The sequence below is a fragment of the Tunturibacter psychrotolerans genome (assembly GCF_040359615.1).
GTDB classification, from domain to species: domain Bacteria; phylum Acidobacteriota; class Terriglobia; order Terriglobales; family Acidobacteriaceae; genus Edaphobacter; species Edaphobacter psychrotolerans.
This window is the reverse complement of record NZ_CP132942.1, coordinates 4703518-4726220: the sequence shown is the minus strand read 5'-3', so window position 1 is coordinate 4726220 and position 22703 is coordinate 4703518. Positions and strand designations below refer to the sequence as shown.

At 56.5% G+C, this 22703-nt stretch carries 18 protein-coding genes and 2 tRNA genes; 14 read left to right on the top strand and 6 right to left on the bottom strand.

The features are described from left to right. Nucleotides 1–88: 88 nt before the first annotated feature. Together RBB77_RS19880 and RBB77_RS19875 are read right to left on the bottom strand one after the other, a co-directional pair. A complete protein-coding gene (locus tag RBB77_RS19880) occupies nt 89–868 on the bottom strand; it encodes a FadR/GntR family transcriptional regulator (RefSeq protein ID WP_353063457.1) in 780 nt (259 codons plus the stop codon). Between the two features lie 139 nt (nt 869–1007). Beyond that, nucleotides 1008–2336, bottom strand: coding sequence for an MFS transporter (locus RBB77_RS19875; RefSeq protein ID WP_353063456.1), 1329 nt, complete (start codon nt 2334–2336; stop codon nt 1008–1010). 305 nt (nt 2337–2641) lie between these two features. On the opposite strand from RBB77_RS19875, the gene meaB reads away from it, so the two are divergent. The 10 genes from meaB to RBB77_RS19825 all read left to right on the top strand — a co-directional run bounded on the left by meaB (nt 2642) and on the right by RBB77_RS19825 (nt 10602). Further along, complete coding sequence (gene meaB / locus RBB77_RS19870; protein ID WP_353067673.1) at nt 2642–3844, top strand: methylmalonyl Co-A mutase-associated GTPase MeaB; 1203 nt, start codon at nt 2642–2644, stop codon at nt 3842–3844. Further along, nucleotides 3841–4512, top strand: a complete 672-nt coding sequence (gene tsaB, locus RBB77_RS19865) for a tRNA (adenosine(37)-N6)-threonylcarbamoyltransferase complex dimerization subunit type 1 TsaB (protein ID WP_353063455.1) — start codon at nt 3841–3843, stop codon at nt 4510–4512. The genes meaB and tsaB overlap by 4 nt, the downstream gene beginning before the upstream one ends. After that, nucleotides 4509–5006, top strand: coding sequence for a GNAT family N-acetyltransferase (locus RBB77_RS19860; protein WP_353063454.1), 498 nt, complete (start codon nt 4509–4511; stop codon nt 5004–5006). The genes tsaB and RBB77_RS19860 overlap by 4 nt, the downstream gene beginning before the upstream one ends. 80 nt (nt 5007–5086) lie before the next feature. Further along, nucleotides 5087–5308, top strand: a complete 222-nt coding sequence (locus RBB77_RS19855; RefSeq protein ID WP_353063453.1) for a DUF465 domain-containing protein — start codon at nt 5087–5089, stop codon at nt 5306–5308. Nucleotides 5309–5405: 97 nt separating this feature from the next. Then, entirely contained in the window at nt 5406–6056 is a 651-nt protein-coding gene (locus tag RBB77_RS19850; protein WP_353063452.1) for a phosphatidylserine decarboxylase, read from the top strand. Next, complete coding sequence (gene pssA / locus RBB77_RS19845; RefSeq protein ID WP_353063451.1) at nt 6056–6904, top strand: CDP-diacylglycerol--serine O-phosphatidyltransferase; 849 nt, start codon at nt 6056–6058, stop codon at nt 6902–6904. Before RBB77_RS19850 ends, pssA begins: the two co-directional genes overlap by 1 nt. 70 nt (nt 6905–6974) lie before the next feature. Further along, nucleotides 6975–8030: an Asd/ArgC dimerization domain-containing protein gene (locus RBB77_RS19840; RefSeq protein WP_353063450.1), complete on the top strand. Its 1056-nt coding sequence runs from the start codon at nt 6975–6977 to the stop codon at nt 8028–8030. Nucleotides 8031–8081: 51 nt separating this feature from the next. Next, nucleotides 8082–9002, top strand: coding sequence for a fructokinase (gene mak / locus RBB77_RS19835; RefSeq protein ID WP_353063449.1), 921 nt, complete (start codon nt 8082–8084; stop codon nt 9000–9002). A gap of 136 nt (nt 9003–9138) precedes the next feature. Then, a tRNA-Leu gene (locus RBB77_RS19830) sits at nt 9139–9225 on the top strand. A 762-nt stretch (nt 9226–9987) separates the two neighbouring features. Continuing rightward, entirely contained in the window at nt 9988–10602 is a 615-nt protein-coding gene (locus tag RBB77_RS19825) for a 5-formyltetrahydrofolate cyclo-ligase (protein WP_353063448.1), read from the top strand. A 109-nt stretch (nt 10603–10711) separates the two neighbouring features. On the opposite strand, the gene RBB77_RS19820 is transcribed toward RBB77_RS19825, so the two are convergent. Beyond that, nucleotides 10712–12721: a glycoside hydrolase family 3 protein gene (locus RBB77_RS19820; RefSeq protein WP_353063447.1), complete on the bottom strand. Its 2010-nt coding sequence runs from the start codon at nt 12719–12721 to the stop codon at nt 10712–10714. Nucleotides 12722–13179: 458 nt separating this feature from the next. On the opposite strand from RBB77_RS19820, the gene RBB77_RS19815 reads away from it, so the two are divergent. Then, nucleotides 13180–13704 carry a L,D-transpeptidase family protein gene (locus RBB77_RS19815; RefSeq protein ID WP_353063446.1) on the top strand — a complete coding sequence of 175 codons (525 nt, stop codon included), beginning with the start codon at nt 13180–13182 and terminating at the stop codon, nt 13702–13704. A gap of 44 nt (nt 13705–13748) precedes the next feature. Here the strand turns inward: RBB77_RS19815 and RBB77_RS19810 are convergent, their stop codons facing one another. Then, the gene (locus RBB77_RS19810; RefSeq protein ID WP_353063445.1) at nt 13749–15491 is read right to left on the bottom strand and encodes a L,D-transpeptidase family protein; all 1743 of its coding nucleotides are present in this window, start codon (nt 15489–15491) and stop codon (nt 13749–13751) included. A gap of 551 nt (nt 15492–16042) precedes the next feature. Here RBB77_RS19810 and RBB77_RS19805 point away from each other — a divergent pair. Genes RBB77_RS19805 through RBB77_RS19795 form a run of 3 tightly spaced genes read left to right on the top strand, consistent with a single transcriptional unit; the run spans nt 16043 to nt 20479 of the window. Beyond that, on the top strand, nt 16043–19225 hold the full coding sequence (locus RBB77_RS19805) for a TonB-dependent receptor (RefSeq protein WP_353063444.1): 3183 nt from the start codon (nt 16043–16045) through the stop codon (nt 19223–19225). 43 nt (nt 19226–19268) lie between these two features. Further along, entirely contained in the window at nt 19269–19868 is a 600-nt protein-coding gene (locus RBB77_RS19800; protein ID WP_353063443.1) for a carboxymuconolactone decarboxylase family protein, read from the top strand. After that, complete coding sequence (locus RBB77_RS19795) at nt 19865–20479, top strand: peroxidase-related enzyme (RefSeq protein ID WP_353063442.1); 615 nt, start codon at nt 19865–19867, stop codon at nt 20477–20479. Before RBB77_RS19800 ends, RBB77_RS19795 begins: the two co-directional genes overlap by 4 nt. 79 nt (nt 20480–20558) lie before the next feature. Here RBB77_RS19795 and RBB77_RS19790 read toward each other — a convergent pair. Next, nucleotides 20559–20635: transfer RNA gene (locus RBB77_RS19790), tRNA-Pro, on the bottom strand. Nucleotides 20636–21014: 379 nt separating this feature from the next. After that, entirely contained in the window at nt 21015–22655 is a 1641-nt protein-coding gene (locus RBB77_RS19785) for a hypothetical protein (protein ID WP_353063441.1), read from the bottom strand. Nucleotides 22656–22703 lie beyond the last annotated feature (48 nt).

Genomic DNA, 22703 nt, shown 5'->3' with positions numbered 1-22703 from the left:
GCAAAAAACCACGTCCAAACACACTTTTTGCCAAAAACTCCCTGCAAAAACGCTGTTCCACCACGAAACTAAAAAAGTCCTGAAAAGTCTATCGATCCGGAAGGATTACGTCGGCCAGAGGAGCCGGAACTTCCTCAACGGGAGGCTCAACATGTTCGGTTTCGGAGGCCTGGGCGAGCCGGGCGAGGTTCAGGTGCTGCTCCATGGCGCGACGGGCCTGCTGGGGGTTGTGAGAGCGGATGGCGCGGTAGATCTCGCGATGCATTTCGGAGGATTCTTTGAGATCGACGGCGTTTTGTATGGTCTTGCTGCGAAGCTGATAGAGACTGGCGGTGAGGGTCTCCATCAGCGCGCCCAGGATGGGGTTGCCGGAGGCTTTGGCGATAGTGCGATGGAATCGAACGTCGTGGATCAGGTACTGCTGCGGGTCTTCGAGGGAGGCGTACATCTCAGCCACTTCTTCGGCCAACTCGGCGATGTGCTCGTCGGTGGCGCGCTCGGCGGCGAGTGCGGCAACGTTGGACTCAATGACGATGCGGGCTTCAAACATCTGCCATGGATGAAACCCGTGCAGAGCTCCGAGGACGGAGAAGGAGCTGGAGTCGAACGATGGCGGCCCAGAGGCGACGAAGGTACCGGCGCCGTGGCGGCTCTTCAGGACCCCCATGGCGGCAAGAAATCCAATGCCGGAGCGGAGGCTGGAGCGGCTGATCTTAAGCTGACGAGCGAGATCGCGTTCGGGAGGGAGGCGGTCGCCGGGCCGAACCTCGCCTGAGCTGATGAGAGAGCGAATGTGCTCGACGACGTGCATGGTGAGCTGGCTATGTCCAGAGACCTCGTCGAACTGCTCTTTTGCCTCTTTTTTCACGCTGCGTGCTGCTCCTTGAGCGGGATTTGATGAAGGGTAACACGGCGATAAAGGCGCGTGTTTTGGGAGAGGCGACGGAGCCGGACGCGCGAATGGTCCAATTTGAGCAACATTCGTCAGGTCGTGGGTAAGGCGAGAGTTAGATGGTCTGCCGGGCGCCGAGACGGGGTATGAGTACTTGGAAGATGAGGAGAGCGGTCACGTAGGCGAGGCCCGCCATCGTGAAGATGAGCAAAGGGTGGAGGGAGAAGAAATGAGAGACGAGCCAGGTGAAGCACGCGCCTCCGAGGGCGCCCGCCGCGCCGCCGATACCTACAACGGTGCTGACGCTGGTGGATGGGAACATGTCGGTTGGCGTGGAGAAGAGGTTGGCGGACCAGCCCTGGTGAGCGGCGGTGGCGAGGCAAAAGAGGCCGATGGCCGGCCATGCATTATCGGGGAAGAGAGTGTGCATATGCGGAACCAGCATGATGGGAAGGACGCAGATTGCGCAGATAAGAAGAGCGAATTTGCGCCCGGAGTTGACGCTGTGGCCGTGTTTCATGCGGAAGCCGGAGAGCCAGCCGCCGGCGATGGAACCAACGCTCGCTGCAGCGTAGATGACAATCAGCGGATATTTGACATGACTTAGATTGAGGCCGTAGTTGTCGTTGAGAAACTTAGGGAGATAAAAGAGATAGAACCACCAGATAGGATCGGTGATGCCTTTAGCAATGCAGAAGGCCCAGAAGCCACGGTGGCGGAGAAGGATGGGATAGATCGAACCGCCCTGGGTGACGGGAGCAAGGTTGGCCTGGGTCTGGGTAGCGCCACGGCGGAGTTTGTTGTACGGGAAGATGACCCATAGGATCGCCCAAACGAGTCCCATAGAACCTGTGCAGATGAAGGCGGCGTGCCAGCCCCAACGGGCGGCGACGGCTGCGATGAGGACGGGCGCGATAAACGCGGAAGCGTTGGTGCCGGAGTTGAAGAGCCCGGTGGCGAGAGCGCGCTCTTCGGAGGGGAACCACTCGGTGGTGGCTTTGATGGCGGCGGGGAAGTTGCCGGACTCGCCGAGGCCGAGAAAGATGCGGGCAATGCAAAACCCTGCGACGCTGGTGACGACAGAGTGGCTGATCGAGGCGCAACCCCAGACCAGGATGGCGAGGGCGTAGCCGGTTTTGGTGCCAAGCTTGTCGATGATGCGGCCAGCGAAGAGGAAGCCGATGCCGTAGGCGATCTGGAAGCAGATGAGTACGCGGCCGAAGTTGAGGTTGTAGGCGGTCTGGTGGGCGGCGTCCACGCCCGGAATCCAGCCCATGAAATCGAGGTGGAGGAGCGGCTCGATGAGGGAGAAGACCGAGCGGTCCATGTAGTTGATGGTGGTGGCGAGGAACAGAAGACCGCAGACGACCCAGCGGATGTTTGATTTTTCCGGGGTGGTGGCGGAGAAGCCCGAGTCAGGCAGGCTGGCAGTATTGATCGACATTAGTTGCAACTCCAGCGTAAATGTTGGTCTGACGTGTGCCCCGGACTGGTCCTGCTGCGGCAGATTCGGTGCAAGGGGTGTTGAGGAAGAGGATAGTCCGTATTGGGCACTCGGTGTCAAGCGACATCCTAGCCAATTTCCCGATCATTCCCGGTTACAAATATCTTGCTAACTGCCGAAGCCATGATAATGGGTGAATTCAGAAGATCTGCGCTTGGCGCAGCCCGTGATAGGCGAGCCAAGAGCACGGTATCATCGCTGACGTGGATGAGGTTTTTAATACGGACGGGACAAGTGTCGTGAGTATGGTGTCGCGGCTGCGGTCGGGGGATGTGCGCGCTCTCGCTCGGGCGTTGTCGATCGTGGAGGGTGGCGGCGCGGCGGCGGCAGCGTTGATTGAGGCTTGCCGTGGGTTTGCGGGGAACTCGCTACGAGTGGGAGTGACGGGACCGCCGGGGGCAGGTAAGAGCACGCTGGTAGACCAGATGGTGAGATGGCTGAGGCAGCAGGGGCAGAGTGTTGGGGTGGTGGCGGTCGATCCCTCAAGCCCGTTTACGGGGGGCGCACTGCTGGGGGACAGGATTCGGATGCAGGGTTTTGCCGGGGATGATGGGGTGTTTATCCGCAGCATGGCTTCTCGGGGTGCGATGGGTGGTGTGACTCGCGCTACTGCGGATGTCTGCGTGGTGATGGAGGCGGCGGGGCGGGAGACGATTCTGATTGAGACGGTGGGGGTGGGCCAGGATGAAGTAGATGTGATCGGGCTTGCGGATGTGACTGTGCTGGTGTTGGTTCCCGGGATGGGCGATGAGGTGCAAAGTCTGAAGGCCGGGGTGATGGAGGTGGCGGATGTGTTCGTCGTCAATAAGAGCGATCGTGGGGGCGCCGAACTGGTGGAACAGGAGATTGTTGCTATGCAGGGTTTAGCGTTGGGCCCAGATGGTTGGGTGCCACCGGTTGTGCGGACCGTTGCGACGACAGGGGAAGGTGTGCAGGAGTTGATGGAGAAGGTGAAGCAACGCGCGCTGGAGAAAGTAGCGCGAAAGGTGAGGATTGACGGCGCTGCGGGGCTGAGTGCTGTGCGGCAGCGTGGACTGCGGCTGGATCATCTGGGTGTTGCGGTGAAGAGTATTGCGGGGGCGCGTGGATTTTATGAAGCGTTGGGGTTAGCGGTGAGTCACGAGGAGACTGTGGAGCATGAACAGGTAAAGACGGCGATGCTGCCGCTTGGCGAAAGCCGGATTGAGCTGCTGGAGGCGACGGAGGAAGACTCTACGATTGGAAGATTTCTAGCGAAGCGCGGTGAGGGGCTGCATCACGTTGCTGTGCATGTGGATGGGATTGACGCGATGTTTGAACGGCTGACCAAACAGGGAGTGAGGTTGGCAAGCGATGCGGTGAGGGTGGGGGCAGGCGGACACCGGTATTTCTTTGTGCATCCGGCGAGTACAGGAGGCGTGCTGTTGGAGATTGTGGGAGATGCTGAGCCGCATCAGGGTGCGGAATGATGCGGTTTTTAATGATTCATACGGCTGGTGCGGAGGGGAGCGTCGCGCTGGGAGACGCAGGCGCGGCACAGACGATTGTTGCGACTGAGATGTTGCCGGGGAGAACTTCGTCGGAGCGGCTGGTGCCGGCAGTGCGTCGTCTGATGCGGGCAAGTGGATGGAAGCTGAGTGAACTGACGGCCGTGGTGGTGGTGCATGGACCTGGATCTTTTACTGGTGTAAGAGTAGGCGTGAGCGCAGCCAAGGGGTTGAGTGAGGCGGGTGGTGTGCCGCTGATCGCGGTGTCGCGTCTGGCGTTGCTTGCCGGCTCCGTCGATGACGGCGGTGAGAAGGTGCACACGGTGCTCGATGCGGGGCGCGGTGAGTTTTATTACGGCGAATATGTCGGGCGAAGCTGCGTGCGGGAGGCCTTGATGTGCGCGCAGGATGTGATGGTTGCGGCATCGGGTGGGTTGGTGGTGGTGTGTGAGGCGAAGGTAGAAGAGAGTTTGGTGGAGTTGCGGTTGAGGCTAGTGGAGGAGCCATTGGCTGGGGATGCTTTGCCGTTTGCGGTGGAGCGGGTTGTATCGGGGGAGTTCGACGATGCGGCTACGCTGGATGCGAATTATCTGCGGCGGACGGATGCTGAGATTTTTGCAAAGCCTGCCGTGCCGAGATCGGCTCGATGAGTGTTGTTGATTATCGAGTCCGGGAGGGTGTCGCTGCGGATCTTGTGGGGGTGATGCGGCTCGAAGAGGAGACTGCGGAGGCTCCGCATTGGGCTGCGGCGGAGTATGCAGCAATTGTGGATTCGGGCGGACTTGCTGATGGTGCGGTGAGGAGGCGCCTCTTCGTTGCGGAGGACGAGGCGGGGTTGCTGGGGTTCGCCGTGGGGAAGGTTCTGGTTTCAGAGGTTGTGAATTTGGGGGAGCTTGAAAGCGTTGCGGTGGGCGTGTCGACGAGGCGAAGTGGGGTTGGCAGGATGCTTTGCGAAGCGGTCATTCGCTGGTGTGTGGAGCGGGGCGCGACGGAGATGGAACTCGAGGTTAGGTCTGGGAGTGCGGGGGCGATTGCGCTTTACAGAGGGTTGGGCTTCGTTGCCGTCGGTGAACGTGCTGGATACTATCGAGATCCCGACGACGACGCGTTGCTGATGCAGTTGAAGTTAGCGGAAGGTGCGTAATCCACATTGCCCGTGTTGATTGCGCTGTGATAGTTTGTCGGCCATCAGTGCGTTGTTGTCTGTGCTGGAGGTATTCTCACGTGCAAACTGGCAAGTTCACCGAGCTGCCCCACCCTGCGTCGTTTCCTTCCATTCAACAATTGATGCAAGAACATAGCCTGTATGATCGCAGGCTGGATACGTTGCGATCCAAGTTGTTTCTGACGGATTCCGAACAACTGGAAGAGGTACGTTTGAAGAAGTTGAAGCTCAGACTGAAGGATGAGATCGAGCGGCTTCGGCGGCTGGGAGTAGCATCCTAAGGTCCAAGAGACAAGGCTTCGAGGGCACGGTGGCGATCGGCTGGGGCGAAGTCGCGCCCAAGTCCGAGGTGTACGTGGCCTTATAATCGAGTCACTTATGGTGCGAGACGGTTTCTTCTATGCCTTAGGGCTTGGGTTGGTTGCGGCAGTGCTCTGGTATTTGAATATGCCGATTGCGCTGGTGGCGTTGCCGGTGGTGCTGGCGGCTTTCTTTTTGTGGTTTTTTCGTGATCCGAACAGGACGATTCCTCAGGCGCCGGGACAGATTGTGTCTCCCGGCGATGGCGTGGTTACGGAAGCTGAGTGGATCGAGACGATTAGTGGAAGCCGGTTACGGCTTAGCATCTTTCTGAATGTCTTTGACGTGCATGTGAACCGCTCGCCTGTGGGCGGTGTAGTGAAGGTGTGCGAGTTTCGCAAAGGCGAATTTATGAATGCGATGAAGCCGGAGTCGGTGCTCAATAACGAGCAGACTTTGATCACGATCGACGCCGGCGGTTACGAGGTCAGCTTTAAACAGATTGCGGGGCTACTGGCGCGACGCATCGTTTGCAATCTGAAGGTGGGTGACCGGGTGGAGCGCGGACAGAGAATCGGCCTCATCAAATTTGGGTCGAGGGTAGATGTTCTGATTCCTGCTGCTGCGAACCTGAAGGTGAAGACGGGGGCTCGCGTAAAGGGCGGATCGACTGTACTGGCTGTGCTTCCAGAGCAGGCGCTCAATGAAGCATCGGCAGTGGTGGCTTGATGGAGGATGCACAGATAGGCACTGACGGTAAGATGAGGCGTCAGCCCAGTCGCGGGATGTATGTGCTGCCGTCCCTGTTCACGGCGGGCAACATGGCTGCGGGATACTACGCGATTACACAGAGTATTCAAGGGTCGATGGCGGACCAGAGTTACTTTGACCGAGCTGCACTGGCCCTAGGAATTGCGGTGCTGTTTGATGGGCTGGACGGAATCATCGCAAGAATGACGAATACGACGAGTGACTTTGGTAGGGAACTCGATTCACTTGCGGACGTGATTACGTTTGGCGTTGCGCCGAGTTTACTGGCTTACATTTGGGGCTTCCGCATGTTGCCGTCGATGGCGCATCCGGAGGCGCGGCAGCAGATAGTCCATATCGGGGTGTTTGTCTGCTTTATTTTTTTGATCTGCGGCGCCAGCCGGTTGGCTCGATTTAATATCAGCATCAATCCGCAGCCGCGCAATCCGGGTCGTCCGGGCAAGAAGTATTTTGTAGGGATGCCGATACCGGCGGGTGCGGGCGTGATCAGTTCGGTGGTTCACTTTCAGCGTGGATCGCCAATCGACAACCCGTGGGTTTCAGTGGTGTGGCTTTGCCTGTTGTTGTTTACCAGCTTTCTAATGGTGAGCAACTGGCGCTTCTGGAGCGCGAAGGAGATTACGGTTGGAGCACGACACCCCTACAGGCTGTTTGCGGTTATAGCGGTAGTAGGTGCGTCGATTGTGCTGTATCACCAATACATGCTGATTATTATCGCGATGGCGTATCTGGTATCTGGCGTGGTGGCTCGGCTGGCGTATTCGTGGGGCAGAGAGCGACGGCATTCGAGTGCTGCGATTCGGTGATGCAGGGTGAACAGATAAAATAGTGGTCTGGCTCTTCAGATCCCTTATCTAGACGACTTTTCAGGTAAATATGACGGACACAATGTATCGAATCGGAATTGTTGGTGCGTCCTCGCTTGCCGGTAAAGAGCTGAGCGAAGAGTTGGGTGAGTCGTTGCTGGGAGCATCGGACTTTGTGCTGCTCGACGAAGAGGAGGCGGCGGGACAAGTGACTGCGGCTGGGGATGAGGTTGCGTTTATACAGCGGCTGGAAGCATCTTCTTTCGATCGGATGGACTTTGTTTTCTTTTCGGGCGATGCGGCTGTGACGAAGAAGCATTGGCAGGCCGCGCGGCGTGCCGGCGCAAGTATTGTCGACCTAACCTATGCATTGGAGGACGAAAAGGATGTTCTGGTACGGGCGCCATGGGTGACGGAGATTTTAGCGGACAAGAACCGACAAAGTGGACCGGAACCGGACCTAAAGACGCCTGCCGTTGTCGCGGCACATCCAGTCGCCGTAATGCTTGCCTTGGTTGCGGGAAGGGTGCAAGAGAGATTGCCTTTGACGAGTGTTGCTGCAACCGTCATGGAGCCAGCGTCGGAGTATGGTCGCGCTGCAATGGATGAATTGCATCAGCAGACGGTCACGTTGCTTTCGTTTCAGACGCTGCCGCGGGAACAGTATGATGCGCAAGTGGCTTTCAATCTACTGCCTTCGCTGGGCGATACCGCGAAGGTGAAGTTGCGTGCCACTGAAGAGCGTATCCGCAAACACTATGCGGGGTTGGCTGACTCTCGGCTGCCGACACTTGCGCTGCAGATTGTGCAGGCTCCTGTGTTTCATGGATATGTTGTTTCGATGCTGGTGGAACTCGCCGCAGACAGTACGCGGGAAGAGGTGGAGGCAGCGCTCGGCGGGGAGCATATCGACGTCGTCAGTGAGGAATCTGACCCGCCTAGCAACCTGAGTGCGGCCGGACAAGAGGACGTCATGGTACGAGTAAGTAAAGACGCCGGTGAGGGCGAGCAGGGAAGGCGGTTCTGGCTTTGGCTAGCCGCAGACAATCTGAAGCTAGCGGCGCTAAACGCGATTGCGTGCGGCACGGAGCTGCGACGGTTGCGTCCCTTTGGCAAGATTCAGTAGGTTCGTTGTACCCCATTTTTAGAAGGGTGAGCGAGAAGATTGGAAGGTTTAATGACAGAGAGCGGAATGCGCATCGGGATTGATCTTGGTGGAACGAAAATTGAGGCATTGGCTATCGATGGTCGCGGTACAGAGTTGGCTCGACACCGTGTCGATACGCCGCGAGACGACTATGAGGCGACGATCAAAGCAATGGTTGCGCTTGTTCACCGTATGGAAGCGGAGACCGGTAAGACTGGCACGGTGGGAGCAGGAATTCCAGGAACCATTTCAAGGGTTACAGGGCGTGTTAAGAACGCCAATTCAACATGGCTGAATGGCCAACCATTTCACACAGACCTGACCGCAGCTCTTGGCCGTGAGGTGCGAGTCGCTAATGATGCAAATTGCCTTGCGGTGTCAGAGGCGACGGATGGCGCTGCCGCTGGGGTACGTTTTGTGTATGGCGTGATTCTGGGGACTGGATGCGGAGGCGGAGTGGCTTTGGAGGGGTGCGTCCACGACGGACCGAATGGAGTTGCGGGCGAGTGGGGGCACAATCCACTACCTTGGCCGAAGCCCGATGAGTCTCCTGGGCCTGCATGCTACTGCGGGAATCGGGGATGTATGGAGATGTGGGTCTCGGGGACGGGAATTGCGCGGGATTACAAAAGTGTGACGGGTACTGCGAAGACTACGCGGGAGATCGTTGCAAACTTCGCTGCGGGCGATCGGGTGGCCGCAGAGGCTATCGAGCGGTTCGAAGATCGTCTGGCGCGCGGGCTATCCAATGTGATCAACATCCTCGACCCAGATGTGATTGTGGTTGGCGGGGGAGTATCCAGGGTGGAGCATATTTATGGAGCGCTGCCTAAGCTGTTGCCGCAATATGTTTTCGGAGGGGAGACCTCGACACCGATCGTTCAAGCAAAGTACGGAGACTCTAGCGGTGTCCGCGGGGCTGCCTGGCTTTGGCCTAACCGTCGCGGTTGAAAGTATGTCGGTAGACGAATGCTATGCGATACTAGAGGCATGAGGTCACTAATTTAGCAGGCCAATCTTAGGCGCTCTAGTTTCGCATTGAGTGCTGGAGAGCAAAGAATAGAGTCTCTCAGAGATTGCAAATATAGCCGGGATGGCGGAACTGGCAGACGCAGCGGACTCAAAATCCGCCGAGGGCAACCTCGTGGGGGTTCGACCCCCCCTCCCGGCACCAATACGACAAATGACTTACCAGTAAACGGATCACTTCTGCGCGAGTGCCATTTTTCCCTATGCATGGTCGGTGCCTGTTGCGCCTTTCAGTGCGTGCGGAACGCCCCCCGGATGTGCTTCGGTGTTCACTGATGCGCACCGAGGAGACCGATGGTAGGAACTTCAGAAGCAACCTCGAACAATGAGCGAGGTTGCAAGCCTCCCGCTCCTTAAAAGCCAAAAGTAATCCAGGGCTATGTGATTCTGATTGACCACGGATCTCACATAGCTTTAGTGCGTCCGACTACTGATTTAGCGCTCGATCTTGGAAGGGTTGAAAACACAAGCACACTTCTACTACCCAGCTATTTTCCTCGTGTGGTATGTTGAGCAATTACATCGTATTGCGATGTATTCTCTTGGCAAGAGTTGGCTGTGCCATGGTTAGCTGACTATCAAGTGAGACGAGCTACACGCGGAGCATAGAACATCAACCGCTGTTCGCCGGACTACGAGCGTTCGCGAGTAGCAAGGCAAGATAGACAAATTTGGTCTTGGGGAGATGTCCATGATCTTCTATGTGTTGTTATTAGTTCTTTTTCCGCTGGTTGGAATCGTCGCCGCTGTCGTAGTAATTACAAAAGATTCCATTCAGCGACGTGATCTTCATCGCAACCGATGAAGATGAGGCAAGTGTTACCGTCCCGAATGTGCACTTGGGTCCATCGCAAGGGATTACACTGTTCTTACGCAAAACACAGATGCAACTACGCTAAAAAATAATATGGATGACCCAATGAACCCTGGGTTCGCAGGGACTGGACAGGAAGCACAACTCATCGCCTGGCGAGAACAAAAAAGGTCAGAGCTTCTTGAATTGCGCACTTCCTTTCCTGAAAAGCAACGGACCAGCGCAAGCGATGACGTCCTCAACGGGGTGAATTCTATATTCCAATCCCATGGGACAAGGATTGCTGGTTTCTATTGGCCCTTTCGGGGCGAGATCGAAGTATTTCCTCTAATCCATCGTTTTCTCGCTGAAGGAGGAACTGCTGCACTCCCGATGGTTGTTGGGCGATCGCAACCGCTCACTTTTCGCCTCTGGACCCCAGGATGCCGTATGGTTGCCGGTGTGTTTGGTATTCCTTATCCTGCAGAGTCTCGCGTTTTGGTCCCCGACACTTTGGTAGTCCCGCTGGTTGGTTATGATGATTGCTGTTATCGGCTGGGGTACGGTGGTGGTTATTACGACAGAACGTTGGCAGCGGCTGAACCGAAACCTCTTAGTATCGGCGTAGGCTTTGCGGCCTTGCGACTCGAAACGATTTGGCCCCAGCAGTATGATGTGCCGATGGACTACGTCGTTACCGAGGCCGAAACGATACGACGAAGTGTTTAAAGAGTCTTGACGTCCCGCGTTCTTTGTTGACGAACCTTTCATCTATTTGCGCACATTTGTCAGTCTAGAGTTCCAGTTCTAGCAAATGTACCCGAATATGATCTTGAGTTCAGTAGCTAAGCCCGTACCCGTACGCATAGAGCGGGGGAGCCGAGTCATGTGGTTCAGCGCCATTCTGCTTCATCACTCCATTGAGCGATGAGGGTAGCTCAAAACGCAGATGACCTTGAGGATTTGCGCGACCCTGTAGAACCTCCAGCACCTCTTTGCTATCGATGCCGAAGTCTCCCAGAAGCGCAGTGGCCTTGTCCTTTACATTCGTCAGGATCAGCGGACGTTCGAGGGTAGTCACAAACACTGTCGGTACGACTTTGCTCGCCGCCACGAGTGCCTCATAGTCCGGATCGGATTCGATGTAATTCAGCCTGCCCTCATGCTGACGACTGCCAAAAAAATATCCCCGATGTTCGCTGGCAAACGGAGGTGCTGCGTGGATCACCGCCAAGTCCGCCTTGCTGACCTCCGAAACCACGGTGAAGCCAGCCGCTTCTGCAACCGCCGGATCGATGCCTCGCACATAAAGGCGGAGCTTACTTGATGGCAACGGAAGCAACTTTCTACCCGTGTTCGGGATGGTCTTGTTTTCGAGGATGACAACCGCACGCGCCTGCGCGTCCCCGCCGGCCTTCACGAACTCCCCATTCCCAACGATCTTGCCCGCAGCGGCAACATCCACATACGGATCCTCGAACAGCCCCATCGAGAACTTCTGTTCCAGGATGCTTCTGGCTGCCATTTCTGCTCGATCCCGAGAGATGGTCCCGTTCTTGACGCAGGCCACAATCGCATCTGGATTGTTTGTGCCGCCAATTTGGTCAACTCCTGCATTGATCGCCTTGGCAAATCGTTCCTTGCGGCTCAACGACTCTACGCCCCACGGCACCCCGATATCGGCGGGAGTCGGTTTGGAGCCTTCAGGTTCTCCATTCATGCAAGCTTCCGTACAGTCTTCCGTGATTCCCCAGTCGCTGAGCACCAGACCAGCGAACCCTTCTTTCTTCCTTAGCAAATCGGTCAACAGTTGTTGGTTGAAGCCTGCTCCCACCTGCTCCAACGCTGTTCCGTTCAGAGTCACTCCCTGCAGGATCGCGTAAGTCGGCATCACAGTCGCTACATGAGACCGAAAGGCCGCCACAAACGGGATCATGTGCATTGCTAATTCGTGATCGTCGAGTGCAGCGAATCTGCCGTAGAAATTGTGGCTGTCCCAGCCGTCTTTCACCGCGCCGTATCCCACCCAGTGCTTTACGACCGCGGCAACGCCGTTGCGGTTTAGGCCGTCCTTTCCGTTTTGAATGCCTTCGATGTAAGCCGCAGTCATCTTGCCCGCAACCTCGGGATCTTCACCGAAAGTCCCGTCGATCCGCGCCCATCGGGGCTCTGTTGCCAGGTCGGCTTGGGGCGCTAGCGATTCCCGTATACCGACCGCGATATATTCTTGGCGCACAATGTCTCCAAACCTTCTGGTTAAGTCAACGTCGCCGATGGCGGCGAGGCCGAGCGTCTCGGGCCATTGGGAGAACGCCGGATTCACTGAACTGGCTCCCAGAATATTTTGAAAATGGTGGCGCGGATCGGTCGAGATCGTAATTGGAATGCCGAACGGCGAGGATTCCGCCAGCTCCTGGATTCGATTGTTCTGCTCGGCCAGGCCTTTCGCATCGCCCCCCATACGAGTAATAAAGCTGGAGATATTCCGATTCACGATCAGATCACGTGACTTTTCCAGATCGTATTGATTCCCGGTGCCGATAGCCGCGAGAGCTCCTGAACCCGGCAGCGTTCCATGCACCATCAGTCCGGCCAACTGCTCTACGTTCAGACGCTTGACGAGGTCTGCGGCTCGAGTCTCCGCCGGCAGGCGCCAGTCTTCATACGGATCAAGACGGCCATTCCGATCCAGATCCTTGAACGTCAATCCGTCGACGGTCAGCAGCGGCACGGACCGATGGCCGAACACGCGTTGCGTGGTCCCGTGTTTAAATGACTGCCCAATTCCGACAACACCAGCGCCCACAAAGCAAACCGACGCGAGTAATGCAAGCATCTTTGTTTTCACCAAAGCTCCTCCTCATTTACCGGGTCGCTGCAAGATCGTCCATCGTAAACGCATATCTTCCCAAGATGCTGATTACTCTCCTGAAGGTGAAACGCGTCCGCGACTCTCGTGAACGGTAACATGCATCCTTCGGAAGCGTGAGATACCTAGCGCGTCCCAGTGAAACTACGTTCAGCAGTGGCAATCCAGCGAAGCGCAGTCTCAGGGAATCTATTTAGAAAACCAACTTGCCCGATCTATCCGTCAAATCAGTATCGATGCTGAGGACCCTATGTCGACGCAAAGCAGACCAGTTCTATATCCCACCTTCGTATGATTGGTCAGTCTCGAGTATCCTTCTATAAAGCAATTGGCAAGTGAGTTATTCTCCTTGACGGGGTTAGCTGATCCTGGCTAACCATTGGGGGATTTCGCGCCTCTTGTGTCCTCTCTCACCGGTAACGCGGAGCACGAGTAGCATGTGGTTGGGAAAGATTACGAAGCTCGCTGTTGTCTCGCTTCTCGCTTTAGCGGTCGTTTTCGCGCATGCGCTTTCAGCCGACAATCCCTCCTTCCCAGCGTCTGCCATAGCAGACAAAGTGCTAGTTCTTAAGGGGGAGAGAAAGCTTCTGTTGATGAAGGGCAATGAAGTGCTGAAAACGTACACCGTATCGCTAGGAGGTAATCCGGTCGGCCTTAAGGTCAGGGAAGGCGATCTCAAAACTCCTGAAGGCAACTACGTACTCGATCGGCATAACGCACATAGTCAGTATCACAGGTCCATTCACATCTCTTATCCGAACGCGGAAGACGTGGCTCGCGCAAGAAAACTGGGTGTCCCAACCGGTGGCGACCTGTTCATTCATGGGCTGCCAAATGACTTCAAAGGGCCAGATCAGCGACAGGGTGACTGGACTAACGGGTGCATCGCAGTAACCAATGCAGAGATCGACGAAATCTGGCGAGTGGTAGTCGACGGCACACCGATTGAGATCAAACCCTAATTACATTCTAGTCGCGACCATCTGCGATTGAGGGGCGCTTGAGTTCATTTGGGATAAGGGTAACCCAAGGCCAACTCCTGCTTGAGCGTTCTGTCGTGGTCGTAGATATCGTGAAAGAAGTGAACGTCGCCGTTCTCTTCCACGACAACAGTCATGTAGAAGATCATCACGGGAACAGCTGGGGCGAGATTTACTTGCAGGTTATCTCGGCCGTCGTGCATGGCCTTCTCAACTCGGTCCGAGTCCCAACCGGGAGTGTTGCGGAGGAGCCAGGCTGCAAACTTGGCGGGTTCTTGTAGGTGGATGCACCCATGGCTCGCGACGCGTTTCAACTCTCCTTCTTCGCCTTCCGTTGCCTCAGAGAACATATCGAGGCTCGCAGGAGTGTCGTGGATATAGACGTCGTGTTGGTTGGGGAACATAAATTTGACGAGTCCCATTCCATTCTCGGGACCGGGAGGTTGCCTCACCGTCAGCTGTCCTGATCGAACCTGCTGCAACATCGCAGGAGTGACGTTCCCGGAGCGGATGACTTTCCCGCTTGCGCTGACCAGCTCCAGATTTTGGGTTTCCAGAGAAGGATTTTTTTCCATATCGGGGATGATCTCATTGCGCAGAATATTCGGCGTGGGAGTCCAATAAGGACGAAAGACGAGGTACTGGATATTGCCTTCAAACATAGGTGTTTGGTGGCTATAGTCCTCGCCCACATTCACTCTCATCGTGAGACCCACTTCATTTTTTTCGTTGAACGCGTAGAGGCGGAACTCTGGAACATTGATAACAATGGGAGGCTGTTTGAATGTGTATGGTAACCAGCGGAACCTTTCCAATCCCAACTGCATCTGCTCAATACGATCGCTCAGCGGCACATTCATCTCGACCACGGTTTTGTAATCGAGTTCTCCGGTTGGCCGCAAACCAAAACGTCTTTGAAAGTGTTTGACTGCATCGACCAACGGTCCGTCATAAATCTTGGCGTCAGGTGGTATCGTGACGTTGTCAGGTAGATCGCCCAACAGTCGCAATCGGCTTGTCAGTCCTGCGATCCCTGCGTACTGGCCGCCCGGAGAAACTCCACCGACGTCAAGCACTTTCTCCCCGTCACCGCTCTTCTCCAGTTCCATATAGTGCAACAAAGCGGCGCGGAGTCGTTGGTAGCTTGGGAAAGGGGGCTCGATCCCGGCCAATTCTGAATGTAGATCGGAGCCATCAAACAGTCGTTCGCGCACAAAGTGCGGCAAGTCTAATTTCTTGTGAGAGACATCAAACTCGAACCCTAGATTTTCAGGGTTGATCCTTCCAATGTGCACGTCGGAGACATAGCGCATGATGCACGCGGTGAGAGCGGCATCGAAGCGCGCTTCGTCAGCGCTTTCATGCGGCCCCCGCAACAGTCTTAGGCGATCTGCCCAGCGTGAGGCGTCGTAATCCTCCGCTCGAAGGCCCTCCCGATCGGCGTTCTGCAATATCTGGATCAGCTCGATGGCCTGGGGGGTCGGCTCGCCGTCGCGAACCCATGCCAGTTTGTATCCGGAAGGGCGGTAAAAGTTGACGAGGTGCAACCGGTAGTCTGAGAAGTTGGGCCAACGAAGATCCTCAAGGCGCCCAGAGGCGACGATCGCACTCAACTGAGCCGCTGCACCGTCTGGCTTTTGTGTGGAACTAGCTTTGGCGCTGGCCACGACAGGTGAATTCTTTCCGTTCTGCGCGAAGGTCTGCCTGCTGAACGTCATTGATGCGAAAAAAAGCAGAATGGCAATCTTGAGCTGTCGTGGAGATCGCACAGGGTCATTCCTCTCGGAGTACTTCGCAATGATAAACAGGGGGCACCACAGAGGTATGAAAGTGGCTAGGAATGGAAAGGCCACCGAAAGGCAGATCCGCCACCAAAGGTAGGGATTTTTTGCGCTCGGGCCCGCGTTTGCATCTCCTCGGGCTATGTCACCAGACATCTTCCGACAGACGGCACTTTTTACGATCAGGTCATCTGCAAAACTGAAGTTCAAAGGGGGATGAAGCCCCGACGAGAACTTGACTCTTTCAGGCACTCTGAACACTCTTTGCAACTGACCGCAAGTTTTTGGATGCGTTGTCGGAGGCGGACAAAAAGAGAGCCGTCACCCTTCGAAACCTACCTCTTGGCGCATCAATCTAACCGCATAAGCCAATCATTAGATCGAGAAACAACTCAATCTACTGGACCACGACAATGTTGAGCCGTGCCGGTAGTATTGCGTCGCTGTAAGCCGACCACGAATTTCCGCGGCAAAAACGTATGAGAGGGTGCGCCTTGAGATACACCCTCGTAGATTCGTGCGGGTATTGGAGTGCGACGATGCGTAAGACCCTCGCAGTACTTGTTTGCATGACGGTGACAACACTGGCTTACGGCCAACTTCCCAGCAGCACACTCAACGGCAGGGTCACCGATCCGCAGGGCCTCAGGGTTTCCGAGGCACAAGTGACCGTCACGAATCTGGCCCAGGGCACATCGCGCGAGACGCAGACCAATGCCGAGGGTCTCTACGTATTTCCTTCCCTGGAAGTTGGAACCTACGACCTGCGAGTCGAGAGTCCGACCTTTGCGGCGACCGAGACCCACGGCCTCATTCTCGCAGTGGGGAAGACACAGACAGTCGACGTTGGTCTGCACGCCGCAGGCGCCAAAGAGACAATAAATGTCACTGGCGTCAACCAGGCGGTCGATCTTACGCAGTCTATGATCCAAGGCCAGATCACATCGCAGACGATTTCGAGTATTCCCCTCAACGGTAGAAACTTCCTCGAGCTCGCATATCTCGTCCCGGGTAACCGCCCGGCGCCGACCTTCGACCCCACAAAGACGAACACGCTCGAAGTGAGCTCAGCGGGCGGCTTCGGAAGAGGCGGCAACATTACTGTCGACGGAGGAGACAACAACGACGAAGTGGTTGGTGGCACGCTCGCAAACTTCCCCGAAGACTCCATCCAGGAGTTCCAGATAGCGACCGCAAGATTCACAGCCGAGGTCGGACGTTCGGGCAACAGCATCGTCAACATCGTCACCAAGACCGGGACGAACCAATATCACGGCTCGCTCTTTTTCTACGAACGCAATCGCAATCTGCAGGCACTCCCAGCGACGTTCGACCGGTCCCTCCGGACGCCGCCATTCGACAGAGAACAGTATGGCGCGACGCTCGGTGGTCCTATCCGAAAGGACAAGGCCTGGCTCTTCACAGGTTTTGAATACCGCGACCAGAATGCTGCGCTTCAAACCGGCACGCGTAACTTCACGACCTCTCAGATTCAAAACACCTCCGCTCCCTCCCCACTTCGCGAAGCGCTCTGGTCAACGCGATACGACCAGCAACTCGGCTCAAATAACAACCTCATGGTGCGCTACTCCTTCAATCGTTCCACGGATACAGGGGAAGCCACGCCCTCCCAAACCACACCCTCCTTCACCGCCGCAGAACGGCAGAACTCGCTCAACCGGTTCAACTCGCTCGCCGCTGGTCTCACGACAGTCCTGTCTTCCACCCGCGTCAACAACTTTGCGTTCCACTACGACAACTTCTACAACAACATTCCGCCCTACTCACCAAATGCGCCCACAACGAATCCCCAATTGGGCCTGACCAACGAACTCATCTTTCCAGACCTCGCAGACGGAGCAAACTTTAACCTTCCACAGGCCACCTATCTGAATCGGTATCAGTTCGGCGATGCATATTCCTGGGCCCTTGGGAAGCATGCCCTCAGGTTTGGCGGCGAATTTCAGCACTACACCGCACATGGAGAGATCAACGTCTTCGGCACCGGCACGGTAATCCTGACGACCAACTTCGGCTTTGCCGACCTGAACGGAGACGGTCAGATTAACGATCTTGATATTCCCGAGGCAGTTGGAATCGAGAGCAGTGCGCCGGTCACTCCGGTCCCGATCCCAACAGTCTTCAACAGCTATTTTGCGTTCTATGCCCAGGATGACTGGCGCGTCCTGCCCAAACTGACTCTCAACCTTGGTCTGCGTTGGGAGTATGACTCGAACCTCACCGGGACCTCCAGTGCTCACGACCCGTGCCCCAACCTAACCACTGTGCCGACCGTCCCATGCACCTGGATGGCGAATGTTATCGACCTCAAAAAAACACCCGACAAGAAGGACTTCAGCCCCCGCATCGGTTTCGCCTACGATCCGTTTGGCATGGGGAAGACAGTCATCCGCGGCGGCTATGGCATCTATTACGACCGCATCATTCTCGAAAGCGGTGCTGAAGAGCTCGTGCAGAACGATCGCGCTTTGACCGTCACCCAATACGCGGGCTCTTACTGTGTCTCTCCTTTTGTGCCAGGTCCGCCCAGTCTCAACGCCTGCTTTGCTCCTCAAGCAAGCTTTGGCACAGGCAGTCCCAGCCTCGCAGCGCCATTCAGCGGCCCTCATCAGACCGGCGGAGTGGGCATGATTGGCATGGGCCCCGACGCCCATCATCCTCTCGTTCAACAATTCTCTCTTGGCTTCCAGCAGCAACTCGGCAGCAGCTGGGTCATGTCAGCCGACGGGCTATACGTCTTCGCCAATCGGCAGTTGAACGGCCATCTGCTTCGTAGCACAAGCTCTACATCTCCATACGTCGAGTGCCCAGGCAATGACGTACCGTGCAGCTTAACCGACCCGCTCAACGGAGTCTCCGACAACATCACACTCATCGAGTCCAGGGCAAAGTCCTGGTACGACGGCCTGATCTTCAGTCTTCAGCACCGGCAGTCGCAACTGGGCCATATCGGTTATCAATACAACATCAGCTACACGCTATCGAAGACGCTCGACTACTCCGATGACGATCAACTCACCAACAACAACGCCAACGAACAGGTCAATCTAGTCGAAGGGATCGACCAGCCTCAACTCGAGAAGGGATACGCCGTCACCGATGAGCTGAACCGCATCACGTTCTACGGCGGAGTCCAGTTTCCGTGGCAAATCTCCTTCGCGCCAATCTACACCTTCGGATCGGGTGTGCCCGCCGACACCTTCCTTCCCGGCACAGCGATCAATGGAGCCAGCGGCTCTCGCCTTCCCCTCATCTCGCGCAACTCCCTCGGTCGCGAGATCAAAAACAGCAACCAGCTGAACGCAATGATCGACAAATGGAATGCTCTCCCCGTGTGCCCCGCGGCGTTTCCGTGCCTCGCCGGGGGGACGCTTCAGAACGTCCCGGCTAACATAAACTTCTTCAGTCCGTTCAGCTCTCTCGACTTTCGCTTGCAGAAGCAATTCAAATTCAAGGAAGGAATCGCCCTCAACCTAATCGGAGAAGCGTTCAATATATTCAACGAGACGAACATCCGTGGGACCAGCAACAACAACTACCCAGGCCGCAACATCTCGATCGGCCCATTTCAACCGGCACAAAACGGTCAACGCCCGCAAACAGTGCAGTCGAATTTCTACTCCGCAGTCACAACCGCAGGAGGGTTCTTTGGTTCTGGCGGCCCCAGGGCTTTCCAGCTCGCCGCACGTCTAACCTTTTGATTTCCGCACTCGAAGACCAGGCTCTTACAGGCAGGCCAGACCAATGACCACAATCGCTACCATCATACCCATCGTGGAGGAAGATGCAGCAACCGGCGCAGTAGCGGAGGCATACGCCGACTACCGCACCCGTTTCGAACGAGATCACATCCCAAGCATCCTGAAATGCTTCGCGACTCATCCGCCGCTGCTGGAGCAGATGATCGCACTGGCTTCCACTCTGCTGTTCACCGAAAGCCATCTCAGCCGAAAGATCAAAGAGATGATCGCAACCTACATCTCGGCGCTCAACGCATGCCCCTATTGCCTCGACAGCCACGCGTCCTTCTTGCGAACACAAGGAGGCAGCAACGAGTTATTGCAGGCACTGTCCAACGCAAACCTGGATAGTCCGTCGCTGACTCTCAGGGAGAGCCGCATGCTCGACTTCGTCGGCAAAGTCACGATCGAATCTCACAGAATATCCCCGGACGATATCAACCTGATGAAAAGCGTCGGATGGGCTCAACAAGAGATCGCTGAAGCAGTCCACATCACCGCCCTCTTCGCCTGTTTCAATCGTGTCGCCAATACCTTCGGACTGCCGTCCCAGAACCTCCTCGATCACGGTCCCAATTTGGTGCACGCAAGGGAGAAAGCATGAATACGTTGAATACTGAGCAAGCCCCCATATTTCTTCGCGGAGTCGAAGAGAACCCCAAGCCTAGCGTCTACCGCGATCTCATCGAAAATGCGAAAGGCGCCGGCACCGACTATTGGCAGATTTGGCATCTCCTCGCCTTCGATCCTGAAGCCGCCCATCACCTCGCCGCCCTGTCGCACACCCTCATGCACAGGGAGTGTTCCATCAGCGCCGGCCTGCGAGAACTCATCGCAGCCTACACATCGTCGCTCAATCAATGTGAGTTCTGCATGAAAGCTCACGCTGCCGTAGCCTCACAGTTGTTGGGTGATGAGCCGCTCGTCTGGAGCATCATCCGCGACCTCGACGCCTCTACCCTCGGAGACAAAGAGAAAGAACTCCTGCGATTTGTCCGCAGGGTCACGCTGACCCCATCCTCCATCACCGCAACAGACACGCAACAATTGAACGCCGCTGGTTGGGACGACGCTTCAATCTTCTACGCTATCTCTGCCTGCGCTCTGTTCAACTTCTACAACCGTTGGATCTCGGCAACGGGCGTGAATCCAGTAAGCGACGAGGCCTTCAAGAATCTGGCCTCCCGCATGGCAAGGGTTGGGTACGCCCGATAACGCTCTGGTCTACTCCCCGCGAATTCGAATCTACTCAGGGTGCCGCCCGCAAGCTTTTGAAAAGAAGGGATAACGTAAATGGTCGGGGCGAGAGGATTCGAACCTCCGACCCCCTGGTCCCGAACCAGGTGCGCTACCAGACTGCGCTACGCCCCGAATGTACTGCGGTGAGATGTCGATGAGTGGTGCTTTCCGTAAAACTCAAGCGCGCGGGAAGGCTTGCTGGATCGCTGTACCGACTGAGATAGTTTAGCAGATATCGTGGCTGGGGGCGAAGAGGGGCGGGAGCGGGGACTTCGGTTGGACCGGGTTGGGCGCGAATCTAGCGTGTTGAAGAAAAGGAGCAATCAACAGCGAAGACCAGAGGCTAGGCGATAGTCTGCGCCGATGTGTGGAAGTGCTTGGGCAAGGCAACGATGTCGCTCGGGTGCTTTCGCTCAATAGTGATTCGAGGTCAACGGTGATTCGCAAAATTGGGGAGAGATCTGTGGAGATCCTCCCCAATGAGGAATGGAAGGTTTATTGACTTGGGCGGTTAGTGATTCGTAGTGGTTTTTGGTTTGGCGTAAGGCTGGCCCACCCGCTTCACCGTATCTGCGTCGAAGGTTGAAGTGTCGCCAGGTATGAAGGTGGCTCCGTCCGGAACGAGAGTGCTATCGAGAATACGGCCGGGTTGACCGCTGGTTCGCATAGAGATACGTGCTGGGTCGATGCCCTTTTCGTCGACGAGGTACTGCTCGACGTTGAGGTCGCGTTGGGCGGCGGCGTCGGCGGTTTCGTCGTCAGAGTGTCTGCCAACGATCACGAGTTTGGAGGTGGTGTCGCGGTTAAGCGTGAGGGCGATGTCGTCAAGGCAGGCCTTCCCTTCGTTGTCGACGCGGATGGGACGCTTAATGTCACGCTCAAACGAGACGCTGCAGAGGGGACGGACCTTGGGGACCGGAGGTGGTGGAGGAGTGACGATGGTGACAGTGGTGTCGGCGGTGGCGTGTTTGCCGAGATCGTCGACGACGTTGCAGGTGACAGTGACCGTGCCTGAGGGAGCGCCACTGGTGATAAGCGTGGCAGTGGGGGTCGTTCCCGAAATCTGGCCGGCAGTGGAAGAGTAGGAGTAACTCAGTGTCAAGCCTTCCAAGCTATTGGCGTCGGCTGTGATTGTAGAAGGGTCGCCGGGCATGACAGTGCTTGGGTTGGCGGAGCAAGTAATGGTGGGCGGTGCGGGATTGTGGACACGGAAGCTGGTTGTGCAAGTGGCGCTCTCACCGGGGCGTTTGCCTTCGCTGAGATGGCCGGTGACGGTATAGTCGCCTGGAGCGAGGCCAGCAGTGTTGATGTTGGCGGTGTCATTATTGCCAGTGACTGCGCCGCCGCTGGCGGTCCAGGTGTAGGAGAGCTTCTTCTTCGGTTCGAGATTTGTTGCGGTGCCCGTAACGGTAACAGGGTCGCCAGAGTAGACATTGGTTGGCTGAACGGTGCAACCGAGCTGGACGGGTGGAGGCGGCTTTTGCTGTCCGAGCCGCAGAACTACTCCGGCGGAGAGGCGGTAGGCGGTGATCTCGCCAACGCCTCCGGTTACCTGAGCGGCATCGAGAGGACCGTAATCGACATGGGAGTAGTTGAAGTCTGCCTGGATTAGGCGAAGTGCGAGGTGGTTGTTGAAGTAGGGGAGAACCAGGTCTAAACCCCCTCCGGCGGTCACGCCCCAGCCCCAGGTGCAGGGTTGGAAAGCTGGGCCTCCTGCCCTGGCTCCTCCACCGAGGACGTGGGCGAAGGGGATGAGGCGGCCCTTCTGATAACGCAAGATGGGTCCTGCCTGTGCTGTGAAGTAGCAATCATTCGGGCCGTCGGGGAAGAAGCTGCCTTCAGCCTGAACACCAAGGTAGCGATTGAAGTAGGCCGTGGCGCTGGCGACCGCGCCGGGGTTGATGGGTTGATAGACGAAGGGACCGATTTCGCTGTTGAAGGGATGGAAGTAGGCGTAGCCGCCGTAGAGGTCGAGGCGCGAAAATTCGGGAGGAGGCGTGGAGGCGGTTTTGACAGCCTGCGCTATAGCGGACAATGGCGAAGCTGCGATGCAAAGGGCGACGAGGAGCGTAGTTCCGAAATTGAGAATGCCACCGGCGAGACGCACGGTCGGGGAACTCGATCTTTCGGCGCTCACGGGGCGGAGATGCATAAGGATGAAACCTCCAACTGCGGTGCTTCCTGATTTTTTCTTAACTCC